General features: G+C 61.5%; 14 protein-coding genes and 1 tRNA gene. 9 read left to right on the top strand and 6 right to left on the bottom strand.

Features of this window, described 5'->3' with window-relative positions:
• Positions 1-183: 183 nt before the first annotated feature.
• Positions 184-942: a hypothetical protein gene (locus IVB05_RS27840; protein WP_247779148.1), complete on the bottom strand. Its 759-nt coding sequence runs from the start codon at positions 940-942 to the stop codon at positions 184-186.
• A 554-nt stretch (positions 943-1,496) separates the two neighbouring features.
• Here IVB05_RS27840 and IVB05_RS27845 point away from each other — a divergent pair.
• Positions 1,497-2,264: a hypothetical protein gene (locus IVB05_RS27845; RefSeq protein WP_247779149.1), complete on the top strand. Its 768-nt coding sequence runs from the start codon at positions 1,497-1,499 to the stop codon at positions 2,262-2,264.
• 320 nt (positions 2,265-2,584) lie between these two features.
• On the opposite strand, the gene IVB05_RS27850 is transcribed toward IVB05_RS27845, so the two are convergent.
• Positions 2,585-7,801, bottom strand: a complete 5,217-nt coding sequence (locus IVB05_RS27850) for a DUF4011 domain-containing protein (protein WP_247779150.1) — start codon at positions 7,799-7,801, stop codon at positions 2,585-2,587.
• A gap of 518 nt (positions 7,802-8,319) precedes the next feature.
• Here IVB05_RS27850 and IVB05_RS27855 point away from each other — a divergent pair.
• The 3 genes from IVB05_RS27855 (at position 8,320) to IVB05_RS27865 (ending at position 10,948) form a co-directional block, all read left to right on the top strand.
• Entirely contained in the window at positions 8,320-8,505 is a 186-nt protein-coding gene (locus IVB05_RS27855) for a hypothetical protein (protein ID WP_247779151.1), read from the top strand.
• 640 nt (positions 8,506-9,145) lie between these two features.
• On the top strand, positions 9,146-9,367 hold the full coding sequence (locus IVB05_RS27860; RefSeq protein WP_247779152.1) for a hypothetical protein: 222 nt from the start codon (positions 9,146-9,148) through the stop codon (positions 9,365-9,367).
• Positions 9,368-9,439: 72 nt separating this feature from the next.
• Positions 9,440-10,948 carry a hypothetical protein gene (locus IVB05_RS27865; protein WP_247779153.1) on the top strand — a complete coding sequence of 503 codons (1,509 nt, stop codon included), beginning with the start codon at positions 9,440-9,442 and terminating at the stop codon, positions 10,946-10,948.
• Positions 10,949-10,971: 23 nt separating this feature from the next.
• Here IVB05_RS27865 and IVB05_RS27870 read toward each other — a convergent pair.
• Positions 10,972-11,056: transfer RNA gene (locus IVB05_RS27870), tRNA-Leu, on the bottom strand.
• Positions 11,057-11,153: 97 nt separating this feature from the next.
• On the bottom strand, positions 11,154-11,396 hold the full coding sequence (locus IVB05_RS27875) for a FliM/FliN family flagellar motor switch protein (protein WP_066505938.1): 243 nt from the start codon (positions 11,394-11,396) through the stop codon (positions 11,154-11,156).
• Positions 11,397-11,460: 64 nt separating this feature from the next.
• On the opposite strand from IVB05_RS27875, the gene lipB reads away from it, so the two are divergent.
• On the top strand, positions 11,461-12,207 hold the full coding sequence (gene lipB, locus IVB05_RS27880) for a lipoyl(octanoyl) transferase LipB (protein WP_247779154.1): 747 nt from the start codon (positions 11,461-11,463) through the stop codon (positions 12,205-12,207).
• 63 nt (positions 12,208-12,270) lie between these two features.
• Positions 12,271-12,570: a hypothetical protein gene (locus IVB05_RS27885; protein ID WP_247779155.1), complete on the top strand. Its 300-nt coding sequence runs from the start codon at positions 12,271-12,273 to the stop codon at positions 12,568-12,570.
• Positions 12,571-12,588: 18 nt separating this feature from the next.
• Here IVB05_RS27885 and IVB05_RS27890 read toward each other — a convergent pair whose 3' ends face one another.
• Entirely contained in the window at positions 12,589-13,482 is an 894-nt protein-coding gene (locus tag IVB05_RS27890; protein ID WP_247779156.1) for a LysR family transcriptional regulator, read from the bottom strand.
• A 92-nt stretch (positions 13,483-13,574) separates the two neighbouring features.
• Between IVB05_RS27890 and IVB05_RS27895 the strand changes: the two genes are divergently transcribed.
• The gene (locus tag IVB05_RS27895; protein WP_247779157.1) at positions 13,575-13,988 is read left to right on the top strand and encodes a tautomerase family protein; all 414 of its coding nucleotides are present in this window, start codon (positions 13,575-13,577) and stop codon (positions 13,986-13,988) included.
• Positions 13,989-14,039: 51 nt separating this feature from the next.
• Here IVB05_RS27895 and IVB05_RS27900 read toward each other — a convergent pair whose 3' ends face one another.
• Entirely contained in the window at positions 14,040-14,468 is a 429-nt protein-coding gene (locus IVB05_RS27900) for a 4-oxalocrotonate tautomerase family protein (protein ID WP_247779158.1), read from the bottom strand.
• Positions 14,469-14,585: 117 nt separating this feature from the next.
• Here IVB05_RS27900 and IVB05_RS27905 point away from each other — a divergent pair, with 117 nt between their 5' ends.
• Together IVB05_RS27905 and IVB05_RS27910 are read left to right on the top strand one after the other, a co-directional pair.
• A complete protein-coding gene (locus IVB05_RS27905) occupies positions 14,586-15,440 on the top strand; it encodes a LysR family transcriptional regulator (RefSeq protein WP_247779159.1) in 855 nt (284 codons plus the stop codon).
• A gap of 102 nt (positions 15,441-15,542) precedes the next feature.
• Positions 15,543-17,066: a PAS domain-containing sensor histidine kinase gene (locus IVB05_RS27910; protein WP_247779160.1), complete on the top strand. Its 1,524-nt coding sequence runs from the start codon at positions 15,543-15,545 to the stop codon at positions 17,064-17,066.
• Positions 17,067-17,121: the final 55 nt, after the last annotated feature.

The following is a 17,121-nucleotide window of genomic DNA, read 5'->3' on the forward strand; positions in this document are numbered from 1 at the left end:
AACCACCAAAATTTCCAGCGTGATATTCCGTGACGTTCTCAAGCAGGCCGAAGAGCAGCTTGCCTTGGCTGGTCGCGCAGCCGCTAACTTTCAGGGGTATACGAGCGTCTGGATGACATCTCGCTGAAGCCGGTCTCGTCCAAAGAGGGCCGCCACGGCGGCGTGGCGTTCGCAAGATGAACGTCAGACGCCGGCCTTGACGAGGGGACGCTGCGGTTTGGTGGAGACGAGCTCGTTCGTACCGGTGACGGGATTGAAGCGGACCGCCGACAGATAAACGGGCTTGCGGATAGACTCCGCGTAGGCCTGCAGCTGCTTGGCGAAACTGGGACCCCAGAAGTTTAGCCGGCGTTCCTCGATGATCGGACGGTAGGTGTACCAGAAGTCCACGAGATTCGAGTCCAACTTAGAGGACGCCGAGCACTGCCACTTGTTGCGGCACTCGACATAGTTCTCGTAGAAGCCGGCGATGGCTTCCAGATCGCGAGAGAGCTCGATCGACTGGTCGTCCTTCGCGACCTTCAAGATGAGAGCGCGATAGTCGCCGTAGGTGTTGACCTTCTTGATGCTCTCTTCCTGCTGCACGAGATACCGCGTGTTCAGGCTGTTTTCCGGACCATACACCGAGCCGTCATACGTGGCCTGGAATTGCGGCGCCCTGTCCTTCACGGTGAGGATCACGCCCGTCGCCAGGAATGCCAAGCTCATCAAGGTGATCAGCAGGACGATGACGAATTGCAGCGCGTGCGGCAGGTGCGACACCAATTGCATCGCGATCAGAAGCGGCACCACGGCGAAGATGAAGATCTGCGGCAGGACCGGGCTGCTGGCGCTCGTCTGCACGAAGATGAAGGCGAGAATCGCCAGCACACCGATGCCGTACTGAAGCCTGGTCCGGAACGCAGGAAGGCGCCCGATCACGCTCGTCAGAAACTCGCTCATATCAATTCCCCCTCTTGGAATGGACGCTCGGTTCGCGATCAGCCCTTCCCGGGCTTACCGCACGCCCCGGGCTTGACCGTGCACGGGCTCATGGGCGCCGGCGGCGCCTTGGGCTGCGGCGACGGACGTGGCAAGATGCTCCGAGCGCCATTGCCGAGGTCGATTCCGGCTTGCTTGATGAAACTCTTCGCCTCGGCGGCTCCGGCCACGAACATGAAGGCCGATGCCGCGACTAACGTCTTCGAGAAGATGCTAGTCATAAGACGACCCCCCTCCCCAGAATTTGCCGATCAATCCAAGCTGGAGATGAACGGCGATTGGACGACCGGTCCGACAGGTCCTCGAGAGTTGCCGCACCGATTGTCTCCTTGACGTAGGATCGCCACGACGGCCGCGCCAGCCGGGATGCACGACGCGCGCGATCGGGCGGCTCGTCTCCCGCATGAAAATCGATCGTTTGAATCGGATCTCCAGAGGCTTGCGCACTATGACGCAGCCGAGAAGATGCTTGAGCACATTAACGGAAATTCATTTTGGTGAATTACGAAGGGGCAATGTCGGCTCGTATCCCGCCGAACGGCGGCATCCGCTTACCTGAGACATCGGTCGGTTGCGATTCAGCGTTGTCCTTTGGTCGAGGTTTTGCCTTCGGCCCGCGCGACGTCCTCTCTGAATGCCTGATCAGCAAGAAGGCGGTCGTTACCGACATGCCGTACGTCGGCCTGGGACAACAGCGGCTCCAAGGCGTCACGGTCGGCTCGGCTGTTCGTGAACGACGCGCTTCCGGAATCGCTGCTGCAGCAGTTCCTGGACAAGGCGCCGGTCGCGGCGCGGCAAAACGCGATAAAATTCATCGGACAGCAGATCGGCGCACCGTTGCAGGGGCGTCCGGCATCAAGGCGCAATCGTATTGGGAGCGGCGCTTGGCGGTGGCGAAGGCTTCGGACGGCCCGGATGAATTTCGCGCTGAAATCGGTTCGATCGGTCTTTGGGTGCTATGGAACGTCGAACCTGACTGGTTGCTTGAGCAACTGCTTGCGATCCTAGCCGCAGACTACGCGCCCAACGATATCTATTCGGTTGTAGACAAGCTCTCCAAGATGGACGTCGAGAAGATCGACCGCGTCGTCGAGGTGCTTTCGGCTCTGGTGAGCAGTCCCCACGTCAATCGGCTCACGCTCATGGTGCAGCCGGGGCCGATGCGGAAGATGCTCGTCGCGGGCAAAGCGACTGTCGCCCCGAAGACGCGTTCACTGGTCACGAACATCGTGAACATTCTCGCGTCGAAGGGGGACGATTCCTACATGGATTTGCTCGATTAACCGAACGTCGCACGGTTCTTGATCGATAATTCATGAGATATCGAACGCAGTGCTCGACGCCGATAGTGCCAACGGCGGCAGGGGTCCGGACCGCCTCGAGATACGGCCGAGGGAACAAAGCAGGAAGGAGCTAAGCCGGACGAATTGTCGTCTCGTACCCGCGATCAATATCGCATTCCGGCGCTTTTCGACTCCTGATGGCGTGGATATGCCGGAACATGGGCTCGCGCATCAGAGTGTCGATCTTGCAACTGGTGGAAAAAAGAAACGCGTTCCCCGACGCGGGGTCGACGACCGCGGGCGGCTTTATCAAGCCTCCATCACCGGGTCGCGCGTGATCTTTCGGCGTCCGCATTTCCCCGCAAGCTTTCGATTTTCTGAACGAGCCGATTAAATTCTCGTTCGGGATCGCGATACCAATCCGTTGACCACACGCGGTGGATACGCCAGTTCAATTCCTCGAGCACAGACTGTCTCAGCCGGTCGCGGTCGCGCGCAAACTTTGAAGAATGATAGGTCGCGCCATCGCATTCTAGCCCAATGATGTAGCTGCCCGGCTTCTCGGGATGGACAACACCAACGTCGATTCGGTACTGCGCAACCCCGACCTGAGGATGGGCGATGTAGCCGGCTGACTTGAGCCGCGAGAGAAACCATCGTTCGAAGTCACTGTCTGGCTCCTGCCCGGTCTGCCGTCCGTGTTGGATCGTGCCGCTGCCCGCGTATTCCAGAAACTCTTTGAGCACGCGCACGCCCCGCTGCTTTCCGTCAGGCAAGATTTGGGACGGATCAAGGGAGGTAAACAACGCGAGCTTTCGCTTGGCGCGCGTGAAAAGTACGTTCAGCCGGCGATGTCCGTACGCCTTATTGATCGGGCCGAAATTCTGATGAAAAATACCTTCGGCCGTTTTGCCGTAGACCGTAGAGACAAGAATGATGTCGCGCTCATCGCCCTGCACGTTTTCGAGATTCTTCACGAAGAAGGACTCCAGCGTGCCTTCCCAATGTTGGCGGTACGCCTGGATTTCAGGATCGGATGCGGCCACTTCGTCCATCAGAGTTTCGATCAGCTCGCTTTGAGCCTTATTAACAGCGACGATACCGATGGATCGATCAATCCGGCTCCTCATTAGCCTCGCGGCTTCAGCGACGATTGCCCGCGCTTCCACGGGATTGCGGCCTTGGCCTGCTTCGTAGCCGCCGTCGGCCACCCTTTGGCAGGTAACACCGAAGTCGGGGTCGTCCAGAACGGGGCTCGGATAGACTAGAAGCCGATCGTCATAAAACTCGCGATTGGAATAGGCGATCAGCGACTGATGACGCGAACGATAATGAACCCCCAGCATTCGCATGGGCCGCCAGCACCGCCTTCCGAGTTCCAGAATGGACTCTTCTGGCGAATCTTCGATCTCCTCGTCGTCCCGACTTTCCGCCGCTACGAAAAAGTCGCTCGGCGGCAACTGTTCCGGGTCGCCGACCACCACCGCCTGAGCGCAGCGGATCAACGCGCCGAGTGCGTCCTCCGGACGCATTTGCGACGCTTCGTCGATGATAAGCAGGTCAAACTTGTGCTTGCCTGGCTCGAGATACTGCGCGACGGACATCGGACTCATCATGATGCAGGGCTTATAGGCGCGAATGGCGGCGCCAGCGTTGCCGAATAGCCGGCGGAGCGCGATGCGCGGCTTCTGCAGGCTCGTCTGGTGATCCAGCATCTGGCTGTCGGTATAGTCGCGCGTCGATTGCGCACGCTGTCCCGCCGGAACTGGTCGGGCGAAGAGTTTCGCGGCAACGAGACGGCGGTTCAACTGGAGGATTTCTTTGTCGAGTTCCTGAAATCGCTTGCGAACCTGCTCGTGTGTGCTGCCCGTATGCCGCGAGAGAGCCGGCAACTCACGCATCAGCTGCGCGGCCGTCGATCGATAGAATGCGGCTTCCACAGTCCATCCGACTCCTTGGTACCGCAGGGCTTCCTTGCTCCAGGCGGAGATGAGGCCATCCAGCCCAAGTCGGCGCGCGTCGTCCTCCGTTGCGAGTAACGTGATTTGCTTTTCAAGGTCGTCCGGCGCCTCTACCGCGCGCTGGGCTTTGTCCACCAGGCGTTCAATGGGAACAGTGATGAAGGCCCCTCCAGACCAGGAGGCAGGGTCGATATGCAGCAGCCCGTCGGCTTGCGCGCGAGCCGCACCCTCCGCTTCAATAGCGCACTCTATCACCGAAGCCATTTGACCGAGCTGTTCGCCGCGCGAAGCGTGGTCCGGATGAAGCAGCCAAGTCACGACGGTGGCGGGTAGCCCGGCGTCGGCAATTTCATTCGCGCGATCGAGCGTTGCACGGATCGAGCGCGCCCGAGCGGCTTCGTTCTCGGTGGGGATGGGCCCGATCGCTTGCGCGGCGGCGCCATGCGTTGGAAGCGCCGCGCGACATTCCAGTGCTCTGTTGAGGCTTGCCGCCGCCTCGCTTAACCTTCCGAGGGCGATGCCTGGCTTGAGTCCGCTCGCATTCGCTTGTTCGAGCAATGCGCCTAGCTCGTTGACGCGCTCGAATTCATGTCGAGCCTCTTGGCTGACCGAGCTTTGTTTCGCGTAACACGCTCCGAATATCCCGATCAGGTCCATCGCCTCTGCGCTGCTCGCCGCTTCGGCCAAGGCTTGGATGTCCTCTGACGCGCCTTCGAAGAGCAGCCGCCGCAGGGCGCGCGCACCGGCGACGGGAAGTGGGGTTACTTTCTGAACGGCGCGCATCCATTCGGCTACTGCGGTGATATCCGCGAAGGGGGTGCTGGTCCCCCGCCAATTCCGCGCGATGGCATCCTTTGCGTTCTGGCATTCCTCAAGCGACTGCAGACCTTCCTTCCACTTGGCCGCCGAAACAAGCCTTGCGGCGCTCGATGCGGATATTTCATCGCCGGGGAAAACTAGCCGCCAGGTGGCCTTGGCGCGGCGCCACTCGCTGCTGAAGAGCTTTCCGACAAGGGAGGTGCTTTTGATCACGGCGGCGGCGGCGCGCATTTCCCGGGGGCTTGGTAGCGATGCAGCAAAGGCGGCCGTCGGCGTTTCGCCAAAATCTGCTTCGGAAGCAGCGTTGGAAGCTTCTAAGGCATACTCGTGTGCCACTCGAATTTCTTCGAGGACGCCATCCTCGGCGAGCCGCGCTGTTCGAAGATGCGCCTTGTCGTGGGGAAAGCTTTGAACGTTGCGAAGGAAGCTCGCCGCCAGTGCCTCGGCCCGCAGGTCGAGGTCGGCTCCCGCATCTCGCTCCGTTACGCTCAAGACTTGCCGCATCAGACCCGCCGCGCCGGCCAGCTTTTTTGCCTGGGCTTGGGATTCGGCATGAAGCGCTTCTAGCTCGGCCAACGCGCAGTCTTCGATCCCGAGGGTTTCTGCCCTTTTCGCGAGCTCTCGAACCGTGCCCAACTGGGAGAACAATTTCCCGCGTTCGCATATTTCGTCGGCAGATGCTTCGAACTGGAGCGCCGACATCGTAGATTCCGCCCAGTGCGAAAGCGCGTCCACGCAGGCGGGTTCGAGCGTCAACGGCAGCAACGCGGAATCAATCGCCATCTCGAGTGGCGGCAGCGAGCGAACGAGCTGGCAGGCTCGGCTCGCGGTCTCGAGGCCCTCGATACCCTCCCATTGCGTCGCGGCGCGAAGGACCCGGACTCCCTGCAACAGCCTGTCGAGCGCGGCCGACCACTCGTTGACCGCGTTGATGGCACTCGCGCGGTCAAAACGAGTGATGTTCAGGTTGCCCACGCCGCGCCAGGGTTGCCGGGCAGGGTCGGCGAAGGCGCCCATGGCAGCCGCCTGATCGTCCAATGCCTTTCCTGCGCTCATGAGTTCGCGCAGCCTGAATCGGTCGATGGAAATGGAGTCGGGAAAACGAAACTCGAGTGCGGCCGGCGGCACTCCGTTTGGTAGGTTGGTGCGGCTGGCATCGCCCCAGAGAATGTCGTGCGTCGTGAGACCTGTGCCGCCTGCGGGGGCGTTCATTACGCCGGCATAATCGGTTAGCCGCTGTCGGGCTTCCTGTAGCGCGGTTCGTGCCCGTTCGCTTTCTTCAGCGTTTGAGCGGATGCGGCCTGCATCCATGCGCTCCTTTAGGGCCTTTAGTACCTGCGCCTTCGACGCCTTGGCGGAATGAACTTCGAGGCAGAACAGGCCGAGCCCCATGTGGTCGAGCCTATCCTTCACGACCCCGAGAGCCGCCATTTTCTCGGATACGAACAGGATCGATTTTCCCTGCCACATCGCGTTGGCAATGATGTTGGTGATGGTCTGCGACTTTCCCGTGCCGGGCGGACCTTGAATCACGAGGCTGGTCCCGCCGGCGACATCGATGACGGAACTAACCTGGGAGGCGTCGGCGTCTGTAACGAGCACCGGCGCTTGCGGTTCGATATCGGGATGATCGATGTCGTGCACGGCCGCCAGCGTATTCAGTTCACCGACCGGGGCGTCGCCATAAATTTGTTGAAGCAACCCATGTCGATCTGGACGTGCGGCAGCGGGCCAACGCTCCGGATCGAGATCGGTCCACATCGCCTGCCGTGAAAACGAGAAAATCCCTATCGTGACCCACCGCCGTACGCGCCAGCGCGGGCGGTTGCGCAACGCCGCGGCGACGGTTGCGAGGTAGTGTTCCGCGCCTTGTTCCGGATCATATTCGGGCAACTCGATTCCGTGCTGCCGAAGCTTCTCGCGCAGGGCTACGTTTGTCGTCTCGTCGTCATCCCGGCCTGCGATCGAGAAGACGTACTCGCCTGCGGAGACGCGCTTCTCCATGTTGATGGGCAACAATAACAGGGGTGCGTAGGCCGCCGTCGGCCCATCGTCGGTTTCGTACCATTCCAAAAAGCCGACTGCGCATGACAGCGCACTGACCCCTGCGTCTTCCTGGAGCGTGCGCGCGGCCGCATGGATCGCAGCGAGCTTTGGTTCAAGGCGATCTGGAAAAAACAGCGTTTGAAGCTTCGGGTGGCCCAAGGCGGCATCCCCGCCGACTACGCCGTCCTTGAGATCATAGGAGGGATCGATGCCTAATTCCTGAGCGCGGACCTTGGGATCCGTCGCAGCTCGCCATTCCGGCATGCCGAGTTGTAATCGCACGCGATCTCGCAGCGAACGCTCGGCAGCTTTGTCTTTGCTCCGACGCCGACTGCCCGCAGCACGTTTGGCGTCCTCCGCCGCAAGCCACTCGAGATCGACGGCCTTTGCCTCCCTCAACGCTACTCGAAAGACATCGGTGTCCTCGTCGCGAGGTATGGTCTCGACCGGCGGTAACGGCACGAGATCGATGCTCTTCTCGGAGGCGAGGCATTCCACGACTGCACTTGGCAATTGATGCACAACACGAACATGGCGGCTGGATGATTCCGAATGGCGGTAGTTCAACATGCCATTTCGAAGACTCAGGTCAATGAGCTTTTCGCGAGCCTTTTGAATGCCGTGCCGTACCATCTCGACGATGGCACCGTTGTCGTCGGCAATACCGATTTCCGGCGCCCCCCCCCCCGCGCCCGGCTGTGTGAAAGGCATATGCGACACGACCCAAGCGTGCGCCTGCGCTCCCCGAGCGCAAGGTCATCGGACTGGCACGCTACGAGATCGATCGACATTCCGCACGCAGAAAGTGCACCGCCCCGACTCGCGGCGCCGTCGGTGAACGTTCAAACCGACGGCAAAGGGAGACGCCGACTGAACTTTCGAAACCAAGCTCCGCCATCCTACGGTCGGAGCGGAGGCAGGAGGCTTCCTTGGAGCGACCTCGGTGATCGAGTTCCAAGGGTCTTCCACGCGGTCGCCCTTCGGAGGGATTCGCGCCCCCGGTACGTTCCTCAGAACTATCAAACAACTATTGGTGTTGGTATTCCTGCTGGTAGCGCCCATAATTCGCCTGCGAAAATCACGTCCAGTCAGTTACTTATCTCCAAAATTCAATGGTGGGGCCAGCCGCGTTGGGTCTAGAACCGCCATCGGAAGTGTGAGGCCGTAGACTTGCAACATCGCCGCGCGGCACCATGCGCGCCGCTAAAGAGCGGATGAGGTATTTTTTCGTGAATTCCGAAGCCTTGGTGACGATCAAGGTGCTCGCGCGCTTCGCGTGGAGTGCGAAAGGGATTCGAGTTCATTCAAAGATAAAGCTGAGGCGTGTCCTGCTCCCCGGCGTGATCAACACTTGCTGGCGCGAAAAAGACCCGTTTGACTCGCGCAATAAAGAACCGTTTGAAAAACCGTTTTAATTTGGCCGCTTCAAACGGTGATCTTTAGTAAGTGCTTGATATGAATGGCGCGCCCGAAGAGATTCGAACTCCTGACCCCCAGATTCGTAGTTTAACGGTGAGGCAGCGAAGCCGGCGCAGCAAAAAAGATCGTGAACGGCCACGCGAGCCGTGATCTGACGTGAGTTGCGGCGCTCGCCGTCGACCTGCGATCACAATTGAGTCATCGCTCTCCGCCCGCCCTCGCCGATTTTACGCTGCGACTTTCGTCCTGCCGCTTCCACGGCGCTTCCACGAGCTAAATTTCCAGCCAAATTGGGAGCAGCAAAAAGCCCTCGAAAACGGTGCGTTCTCAAGGGCTTGATGACTGGTTGCGGGGATAGGATTTGAACCTATGAACTTCAGGTTATGAGTCAGCAGGTCCAAGAGCCAAGCCGAGCATCCCCCGCCTCTTCGAGTTACCCCTCCGATTTCCGCTCAAATCTAGCCGAATGCCCGACGGAGAGGTTCTCACTCTTTTCGCCGCAGCCCTTCGTTGTCTTACATACGGTGAAGCAGCTCTAGCAGAGCCAGTGGGTGACTATCAGCGCGATGTGACATCGGCACGTATGCGGAAGCTCAGGCTCGCCGCCGCTGATTCCTGGACAATAGGAGGAGCGTAATGCCGCGGCGTCCGGCCAAGGTCACACAAGCAGATATTGCCCGCGCGATCCGCGCCGCCAAGGAAGCTGGCGCGAGCGCGATTACGGTCGATGCAGAGGGTGTTATTCGAATTACGCTGACGGTAGACGCCATGCCGATCAAAGCCATAAATGGTCGCGAAGAAATATGGACCCCATCAGAGGCGTTGCAGCGATACCTAAAAAGCACCGAAAGCGGGTGAAACGCACCTTATGCAATTGATGCGGAGTCACCGCGTCGTTAGACTCCAAGCATTGGTCTCCGGAGAAAGCCAATGCTTGAGCCAGAAAAACGCGATCCCCGCGCACCCGGGGATACGCGAATGTATCTCTACTTCGACTATTCCTCGCTGGGCGCGCTGCGCTGGTACGTGAAGGTGAGCCGCAAGGGTCGCCGGATCGGCATAAGAGAGGAATACGGGACCAAATCGTTCGACGCCGCATATGACGCGGCGGTCACGGCGCTGGGAGGAGTCATGCGTAAGCGCCGTAGCGCGCCCGATCCATTGGTGCAGCCCGAACGCCGCTATGTGCAGGCCGATCGCTCGCAGCGTGGACAGACGCGCTATTATGTTCAGCTCCGCAACGGACTACCGAAGATCAGGATCAATGCCGAGCTCGGCACAAAAGACTTCGATGAAGAGTGCGATGCAGCCATCGCCTCGCAGATCGCGCTCTACGGCGACGCGTCCGATTACATCAACGCACAAAAGCAGCGCAACGAACCACGCGGCGAACTTCCCAGTGAGCCTCCGACGCCTCATACGCTGCGCTGGTATTGGACCCTTTACAAACAGAGCGACCACTGGCTGGGCGATCTCAGCGTCGGCCACGAAGGGCTTTCGGAATCGACCCGGCTACAACGCACCGGACTGATCGAGAGCCTGCTGCCCGAAAATGGCGAGAAGCCGTTCGCAGTGTTAACACGCAAAGTCATCAAGGCGGAAATGAAGGCGCGCACTCCGTCGCAGGCAGGCAACCTACTGTCGGCTTTGCGTGGCATGATCCGCTGGATGATCGACGAAGGCCATCTCGATGAGGACGATGACCCAACGATCGGGTTGAAATCCGGCAAGGCCAAGGCGAGCCGTGAGACCGGTGGCTTTCTGCCCTGGACCGAGGACGACATGGCGCTCTATCGCGCGAAGTGGCCCCTTGGCACCGAAGCCCGGCTGATGTTCGACATCCTGCATTACACCTTCTTGCGACTGGGCGACGCCCATCGTTTCGGGCCGCCTCATCTGCGGCAAATCGTGCGCAAGATGGCGGTGCAGATCGCGACCGAAAAGAGCCGCGGCAACACCACTGTCACCGTGCCGGTGCATCCGGCATTTGCAGAAAGCCTGCGGGCGGCGCGCGCGGCTGGCATCATCGGTGCAGAGGTCTTCACCGGCAAGACGTTGAAGGGCCGCGTGCTACCGATGAACAAGAAGGCATGGGCAATGAAGTTCAAGAAGTACGCGGTGCTTGCCGGCGTCAACGAGCCGAAGAAGAGCTGCCATGGCGTGCGCAAGGCCCGCGCTGAAGTCGCCGCCTATGCCGACTGCACCGAGAGCCAGATGATGGCGATGTTCGGCTGGACCGATCCGAAGATGCCGGCGCATTACATCGCCCAGGCGAATCGAGAAAAGCTCGGCATGACCGGCATGGACAAGATCATCGCGTTCGATCAGAGCCAGTCGCTCGACGATTTTATGCCGCTGCCCGATGGGAACAGCGCGAGAACGCCCGATGCGAACAAAGTAGTAACATTGCGTAGTAACTTTGGAAAAAAGACGCTGTGAATTCAAACAGTTAGGCGTGGGTATGGTGCGCTCGGAGGGACTCGAACCCCCACGATTTTACTCACTGCCACCTCAAGGCAGCGCGTCTACCAATTCCGCCACGAGCGCTTGGGATACCGGCTGGAAGGACTAGCGTCCGCCGGATCAACGGCGCCGATGTAACAAATCAGGGATGGGGGGACAAGGAAGTTTTGCGCTCCGATAACTACCTGACATCAGGGGATTTCGGCAGCATTTGCTTGACTTCGACCGCGATGCGGTTGCGATCCACCAGTACCACGCCGGAAGCCACCGGAAGGTTGTTGGCGAGGATCTTGACCTCGTCCGCCTCGGTGGCGTCCAGTTCGATGATGGCGCCGCGGGAAAGCCGCATCACCTGGTGGATGGGCATGGTCGTGGTGCCGAGCACCACCATGAGATCGACGCTGACTTTATCGAGGGTGGCCACTTCGAAACCGCCAAAAGGGGGACTAAATTGGTGTAGTTCCACCTGACCACGTTATGGTTAGCCAATGGTTAATGACCGCCAAAGCCTTGATTTGACGACGTTCGCGCTAGTCCAGGGCGGCGGCGAGGTCGAATGGCGGATTTCGGCCGGCCCGGTGCCCTACCCTGAGGCCGTGGCCGAGATGGAATCACGCGCGGCCGGGATCGCCGATCAAACGGCCGCCGAACTGGTCTGGCTGCTGGAGCATCCCCCGCTCTACACCTCGGGCACCAGCGGCAAGGAAGGCGACCTGCTCGATCCGCGCTTCCCGCTGTTCACCACCGGCCGCGGCGGACAGCTTACCTATCACGGCCCCGGCCAGCGGGTGGCCTATGTGATGCTCGACCTCAAGCGCCGCCGGCCGGACGTGCGTGCCTATGTGGCGGGCCTGGAAGAATGGATCATCCGCACGCTCGACACCTTCAACGTGCGCGGCGAACGCCGCGAGGATCGCGTCGGAGTCTGGGTCAGACGGCCGGACAAGGGCGCTGGCCATGAGGACAAGATCGCCGCGATCGGCGTGCGGCTACGGCGCTGGGTGTCGTTCCACGGCATCGCCATCAATGTCGAGCCGGAGCTGGCGCATTTTTCCGCGATCGTGCCCTGCGGCGTCATCGATCCGCGTTACGGCGTCACCTCGCTGGTGGATCTCGGCCTGCCCGTGACGATGGAAGACGTCGACATCGCGCTCCGGCGGGCATTTGAAGAAGTGTTCGGTGCCACCAGCGCGCCTGCCGGAAGCGACGGCCTGAGACGTCCCCCGCCCAGCTGAGGGGCTTCCACTCCCGCGAGCGGAGCCACATATCCAGAATCAGCGGTGACAGAGGAGGTCGCGATGACGACGCACAGACTTCCCTTCGAGAACCGGTGGACCAACAACGCGAACGCGCTGCAATGGAATTGTGAACTTGACCATCTGGGCGTGGCGAACGTACGGGCCTTGTTTGTGGATCACGAAACGCGGCATCCTAACCGGCGCAATGTTGTACAGGACGTTCCGGCCGGCTTTGTCCGTGACTGGCTGGCGTTCCAGGATCGGCGCGCGGCGCGACAACAATTGCTTTGGCGCGCGACCGTAATTGCGCTCACCCTTGTCGCAGCCACTGCGGCAGTACTGGGCGTGCTAAGGACGTGACACACGCCCCACCGACGTTCACGCCGCAGCCTTGAGGAAATCAACGAAAGCGCGAACCCGCGGGATGTTCTGTCGCCCGGGCAAAATCAGCGCCGTGATCGGTTGCGGGTCGGGATCGTGGCAGTGCGACAGCACCGGCACCAGCCGGCCATCCTTCAAGGCCACCTCCCCCAGAAAGTCGCCGAAGCGCACAAGACCCGCGCCCGCCAGCGCGAGGTCGAGCAGGAAGTCGGCGCTGTCGGAGCGGATCGATCCCTTCACCGGCATCATGACCCGCTTGCCTTGCTCGAACATCGGCCATTGCGCGAGGCGCGCGAAGCCGCTGAGTTGCAGGCAATTGTGGCGCGCAAGATCGGCGGCTTGCGCAGGCACGCCATGGCGCTCCAGATATCGCGGGCTGCCGGCGATGATGCGCCTGACCTCGCCGAGGCGAACCGCGATCAGCTCGCTATCCCCGAGCGGCCCTACCCTGATCGTGACGTCGACCTGGTCGGCGATCGGATCGATGCGGTGATCGCTCACCGAAAGATCGACGGTGATTTCCGGAAACTGATCCGTGAATGGCGGCAGCAGCCGCGCGAGCCGGTGTCTTGCGAACGCGGTGCCGCTGTTGATCCGCAGATGCCCGCGCGGCCGTCCATGGACGGAAGCAACATCGGCTTCGGCGGCCTCGACCGCAGCCAGGATGCTCCTTGCATGAACGAGGAACGTTTCGCCCTCCTGCGTCAGCACCAGCCGCCGCGTCGTCCGATGCAGAAGTTTCGCGCCGATGCGGCGCTCCAGTCTGGTCACGATGCGGGAGACGCCCGAGGCTGTCAGCTCGATCTCAGCGCCTACGGCCGCAAAACTCCCCAAATCAACCGTCCGGACAAAGACCGCGAGGTCCGACATTGGGTGCATCAGCATATTCATGACTTTTTGGTATGAGTTCTTCTCAGAAGCGGTATTTATCTCCATTCTTAGCATGAATAGGACGGAGGTCCCAGAAAACCGGAGACCTCGCCATGCCTCTCGCCCGCCTATCCGTTCCGGCCCATCTGGCGCCGGCCAGAATTCGCGCCCTTGCCGACGCCGTGCATGAGGGTCTTGTCGAGACGTGTGGCGTTCCGCCCAAGGACCGGTTTCAGCTCGTTTCGGCCTATGCGCCGGAGATGATGTTCATCGACCCGACCTTCCCTGACGTGGCGCGTACGCCGGACGCGTCGATCATCGAGATTCTGTTTCTCGAGGGGCGCACGATCGATCAGAAGCAAAACTTGTTTCGGCGGATCGCCGATCGGGCCGTCCGCGCCGGATTTTCCGGAGACGACGTCATGATCGTACTCACCGAAAATGCGCCGGTGGACTGGTCGCTCGGGCGCGGCCTTGCCTTCGGCGACTATCATGCGCCGGTGGCCGCCAACCCTGCATCTCGCTGACGGCAAGTCCGCGGACGACGCCGCAAGCGCCGTCCGCAAGTCAGGCTATCTTCACGCCGCGGCCTTCCGCGGCGCGACCTCCAGCTGGCCTGCGATATAGCGGCGCTCCTGCGTGAGGCCGCCGAAGCCGTAGGCATCGCCCTTGACCTCGTCGACATGGGCGTAGCTTTCCTCATGCAGCGGCCCGAGCAGCTCGCCCATGCGCTGGAATAAAGCGGCGAGATAGGCCGCCTTCTCGTCCTTGGTGTTGGTGCCCTCGCTGACGTGAACGTCGAGCCAGAAGCTGGCGAGGCTCTGCTCGGCGAGCGATTGGCCACCGGCGAACCAGTCGGCTGCATCGACCGATTTCACGATGATTGCGGTGACCTTGGGATCCTTGCGCAGGATTTTTGCGGTGAGATCGCTGACGGCGGACGCAATCTCGGCCTTCAGCGACGGCGCCTTGCGGACGCTGGAATAGGTGACGGTGATGAGAGGCATGGTCGTTCTCCTTGAGAGGTGTGCGCTGGTTTCGCGCTCCCCTTTACCTAGACCTGCGGCCATCATTTTGGTATCTTATCTCTATTCATAGCAGTGATAACCGATGATGATGATGACATGAGCACGCTGGATATCGATACGGTGCAGGCGTTCCTGCTGGTTGCCGAACTGCAAAGCTTCACCCGCGCCGCCGAGGCGCTGGGCACGACGCAAGCCTCCGTCAGCATGAAGCTGCAGCGGCTGGAGAGCGTCGTCGGCAAGCGGCTGGTCGAGCGCTCGCCGCGGGCGGTCGCGCTGACTGCTGGGGGCGCAGCGTTCCTGACCAACGCCCGCGCGCTGATGGAAGCCCATGACCGCGCGCTGTCGGGCGAGACGTCCACGCGCCAGCAATTGTCGCTCGGGATCTCCGATCACGCCGCAGGACCGGAACTGGTGCCGCTGCTCGAACGGCTGCACGCGATGTCGTCGCAACTGGCGCTTTCCGTGACGATCGGATTTTCGCGCGCGATGCTGGATGCCTACGATGCCGGCGAACTCGACGCCGTGGTGGTGCGGCAGGAAGGCAGCCGCCGCGGCGGCGAGAAGCTGACGGAAGACGCCTTCGGCTGGTTCGCCGCCAAGCGCCTCGTCTGGCGCCGCGGCGAGACGCTGCCGCTGGCGACGTTGGCGCCGCCCTGCGGTGTGCGCGCGCTCGCCGTCCGCGCCCTCGACAAGGCCGGCATCGCCTGGACCGAGCGTTTTGTGGGCGGTGGCGTCACCGCCGTGGTCGCAGCCGCATTGGCCGGCCTTGCGGTAGCGCCGCTGGCCCGGCGGATCGCGCCGCCAGGCCTGGTCGACATCGGGCCGGCCGAAGGGCTGCCGCGGCTTTCTTCCTCGAAGGTGACGCTGCACTCGAAGGTCAGCGACCCCGCCAAGCTCGCAGCGTTGCGGACGCTGGCGGCGACGTTCAAGAGCGTGGTTGCCTCGGCGTAACGGTCCGTTTCGCCGGCGTAACGTACCGTTTCGTTAAAAAGTCCGATTTTTCAGGAACCAATTGGCGCCTTGTGCGTTTGCGCCTCTTAAACGGGCAGTCGGATGTTCACGAAAGATCAGCAACAGCAAAGGGATCTATACGAATCCGAACGTAATTTCCGACTCCTGGTTGAAGGCGTTGCCGACTACGCGCTGTACATGCTGGATCCGACCGGGGTGGTGACGAGTTGGAATATCGGCGGCCAGCGGATCAAGGGTTACACGCCCAACGAAATCATCGGGCAACATTTTTCCCGCTTCTATACCGAAGTCGACCGCGCCAACGGCAAGCCGCTCCGCGCCCTGTCCATTGCCCGGGAACAGGGCCGGTACGAGGAGGAAGGCTGGCGGGTCCGCAAGGACGGCACTTTCTTCTGGGCCAGCGTCATCATCGATCCCATCCGCGAGGACGGCAAGCTCGTCGGCTTCGCCAAGATCACCCGCGACATTACCGAGCGCCGCGAAGCCCAGCTCCAGCTCGAGCAGATGCACCAGCAGCTTGCGGAATCGCAGAAGCTCGACGCGCTCGGCCAGCTGACCGGCGGCGTGGCGCATGATTTCAACAATCTCCTGATGATCATCAGCGGCAGTCTTCACACGCTGAGGAAAGCGGTGGGCAACGATCCCAAGTGCCAGCGGGCGCTGTCGGCGATCGGAGGGGCAACCAAGCGTGGCGCCTCCCTCACCAGCCAGTTGTTGACGTTCGCACGGCGGCAGAGCGTCAATCCGCAGGCGGTCGACGTCGCCGAACGCATCGATGCGGTGCGCGAAGTGCTCAACACCGGCGTCGGCAGCGCGGTGACGATGCAATTCGACGTAGCCCGGGACGTCTGGCCGGTCATGGTCGACGTCGCCGAGTTTGAGACGGCGCTGGTCAATCTCGTCGTCAACGCGCGCGACGCCATGACCGGCGGCGGCGTCATCACGATATCGGCGCGTAACGACACGCTCAGGGACGAGGTCAACGCCGGCGAATATGTCGCCATTACCGTCGAAGACACCGGCGCCGGCATCGCGCCCGATATTCTCAGCAAGATTTTCGATCCCTTCTTCACCACCAAGCCGATCGGCAAGGGCACTGGTTTGGGGCTGTCGCAGGTTCACGGCTTCGCGCATCAGGCCGGCGGAACGGTCAAGGTGGCGAGCGAGCTCGGCAAGGGCACCAGGATCACGATCCTGCTGCCGCGAAAGGAAGCCGCTCCCGCGGCGGAAGACGTCAATGCGGCCCAAACCGGCGGCAGCGGCACCGTGCTGCTGGTGGAGGACAATCCGGATGTCGCAACCGTCAGCAGCGGCCTGCTCGAACAGCTCGGCTACACCGTCCGCCGGGTGGCGAACGCCGAAGCGGCGTTGCGCGAAATCGAACTCGACGGAATAGATCTCGTCTTCTCCGACATCGTAATGCCCGGCAAAATGGACGGGCTCAGTCTCGCGCGCCACCTGAAGGCTGTGCGGCCCGGACTGCCGATCCTCCTGACCAGCGGCTACAGCGATGCCGCACTGAACGTGCGCGGCGATTTTCCCATTCTGCGCAAGCCCTACGAAATCCACGAACTCAGCCAGGCGATCGCGAAACTGCCGCGGTGACGATGCTGGGCCCGCTCGCTGTCCGCAGGCTTGGCTGCGATGCGCCAATAGGTCA

This window comes from Bradyrhizobium sp. 170, assembly GCF_023101085.1.
GTDB lineage: Bacteria > Pseudomonadota > Alphaproteobacteria > Rhizobiales > Xanthobacteraceae > Bradyrhizobium.

What these genes read in the sequence shown, in the direction of transcription:
- IVB05_RS27910 (WP_247779160.1), top strand. Translation starts at nt 15,543, where the DNA reads ATGTTCACGAAAGATCAGCAACAGCAAAGGGATCTATACGAATCCGAA.
- IVB05_RS27865 (WP_247779153.1), top strand. Translation starts at nt 9,440, where the DNA reads ATGCTTGAGCCAGAAAAACGCGATCCCCGCGCACCCGGGGATACGCGA.
- lipB (WP_247779154.1), top strand. Translation starts at nt 11,461, where the DNA reads ATGGTTAATGACCGCCAAAGCCTTGATTTGACGACGTTCGCGCTAGTC.
- IVB05_RS27840 (WP_247779148.1), bottom strand. Translation starts at nt 942, where the DNA reads ATGAGCGAGTTTCTGACGAGCGTGATCGGGCGCCTTCCTGCGTTCCGG.
- IVB05_RS27905 (WP_247779159.1), top strand. Translation starts at nt 14,586, where the DNA reads ATGAGCACGCTGGATATCGATACGGTGCAGGCGTTCCTGCTGGTTGCC.
- IVB05_RS27900 (WP_247779158.1), bottom strand. Translation starts at nt 14,468, where the DNA reads ATGCCTCTCATCACCGTCACCTATTCCAGCGTCCGCAAGGCGCCGTCG.
- IVB05_RS27895 (WP_247779157.1), top strand. Translation starts at nt 13,575, where the DNA reads ATGCCTCTCGCCCGCCTATCCGTTCCGGCCCATCTGGCGCCGGCCAGA.
- IVB05_RS27860 (WP_247779152.1), top strand. Translation starts at nt 9,146, where the DNA reads ATGCCGCGGCGTCCGGCCAAGGTCACACAAGCAGATATTGCCCGCGCG.
- IVB05_RS27850 (WP_247779150.1), bottom strand. Translation starts at nt 7,801, where the DNA reads ATGCCTTTCACACAGCCGGGCGCGGGGGGGGGGGCGCCGGAAATCGGT.
- IVB05_RS27885 (WP_247779155.1), top strand. Translation starts at nt 12,271, where the DNA reads ATGACGACGCACAGACTTCCCTTCGAGAACCGGTGGACCAACAACGCG.
- IVB05_RS27845 (WP_247779149.1), top strand. Translation starts at nt 1,497, where the DNA reads ATGTCGGCTCGTATCCCGCCGAACGGCGGCATCCGCTTACCTGAGACA.
- IVB05_RS27890 (WP_247779156.1), bottom strand. Translation starts at nt 13,482, where the DNA reads ATGAATATGCTGATGCACCCAATGTCGGACCTCGCGGTCTTTGTCCGG.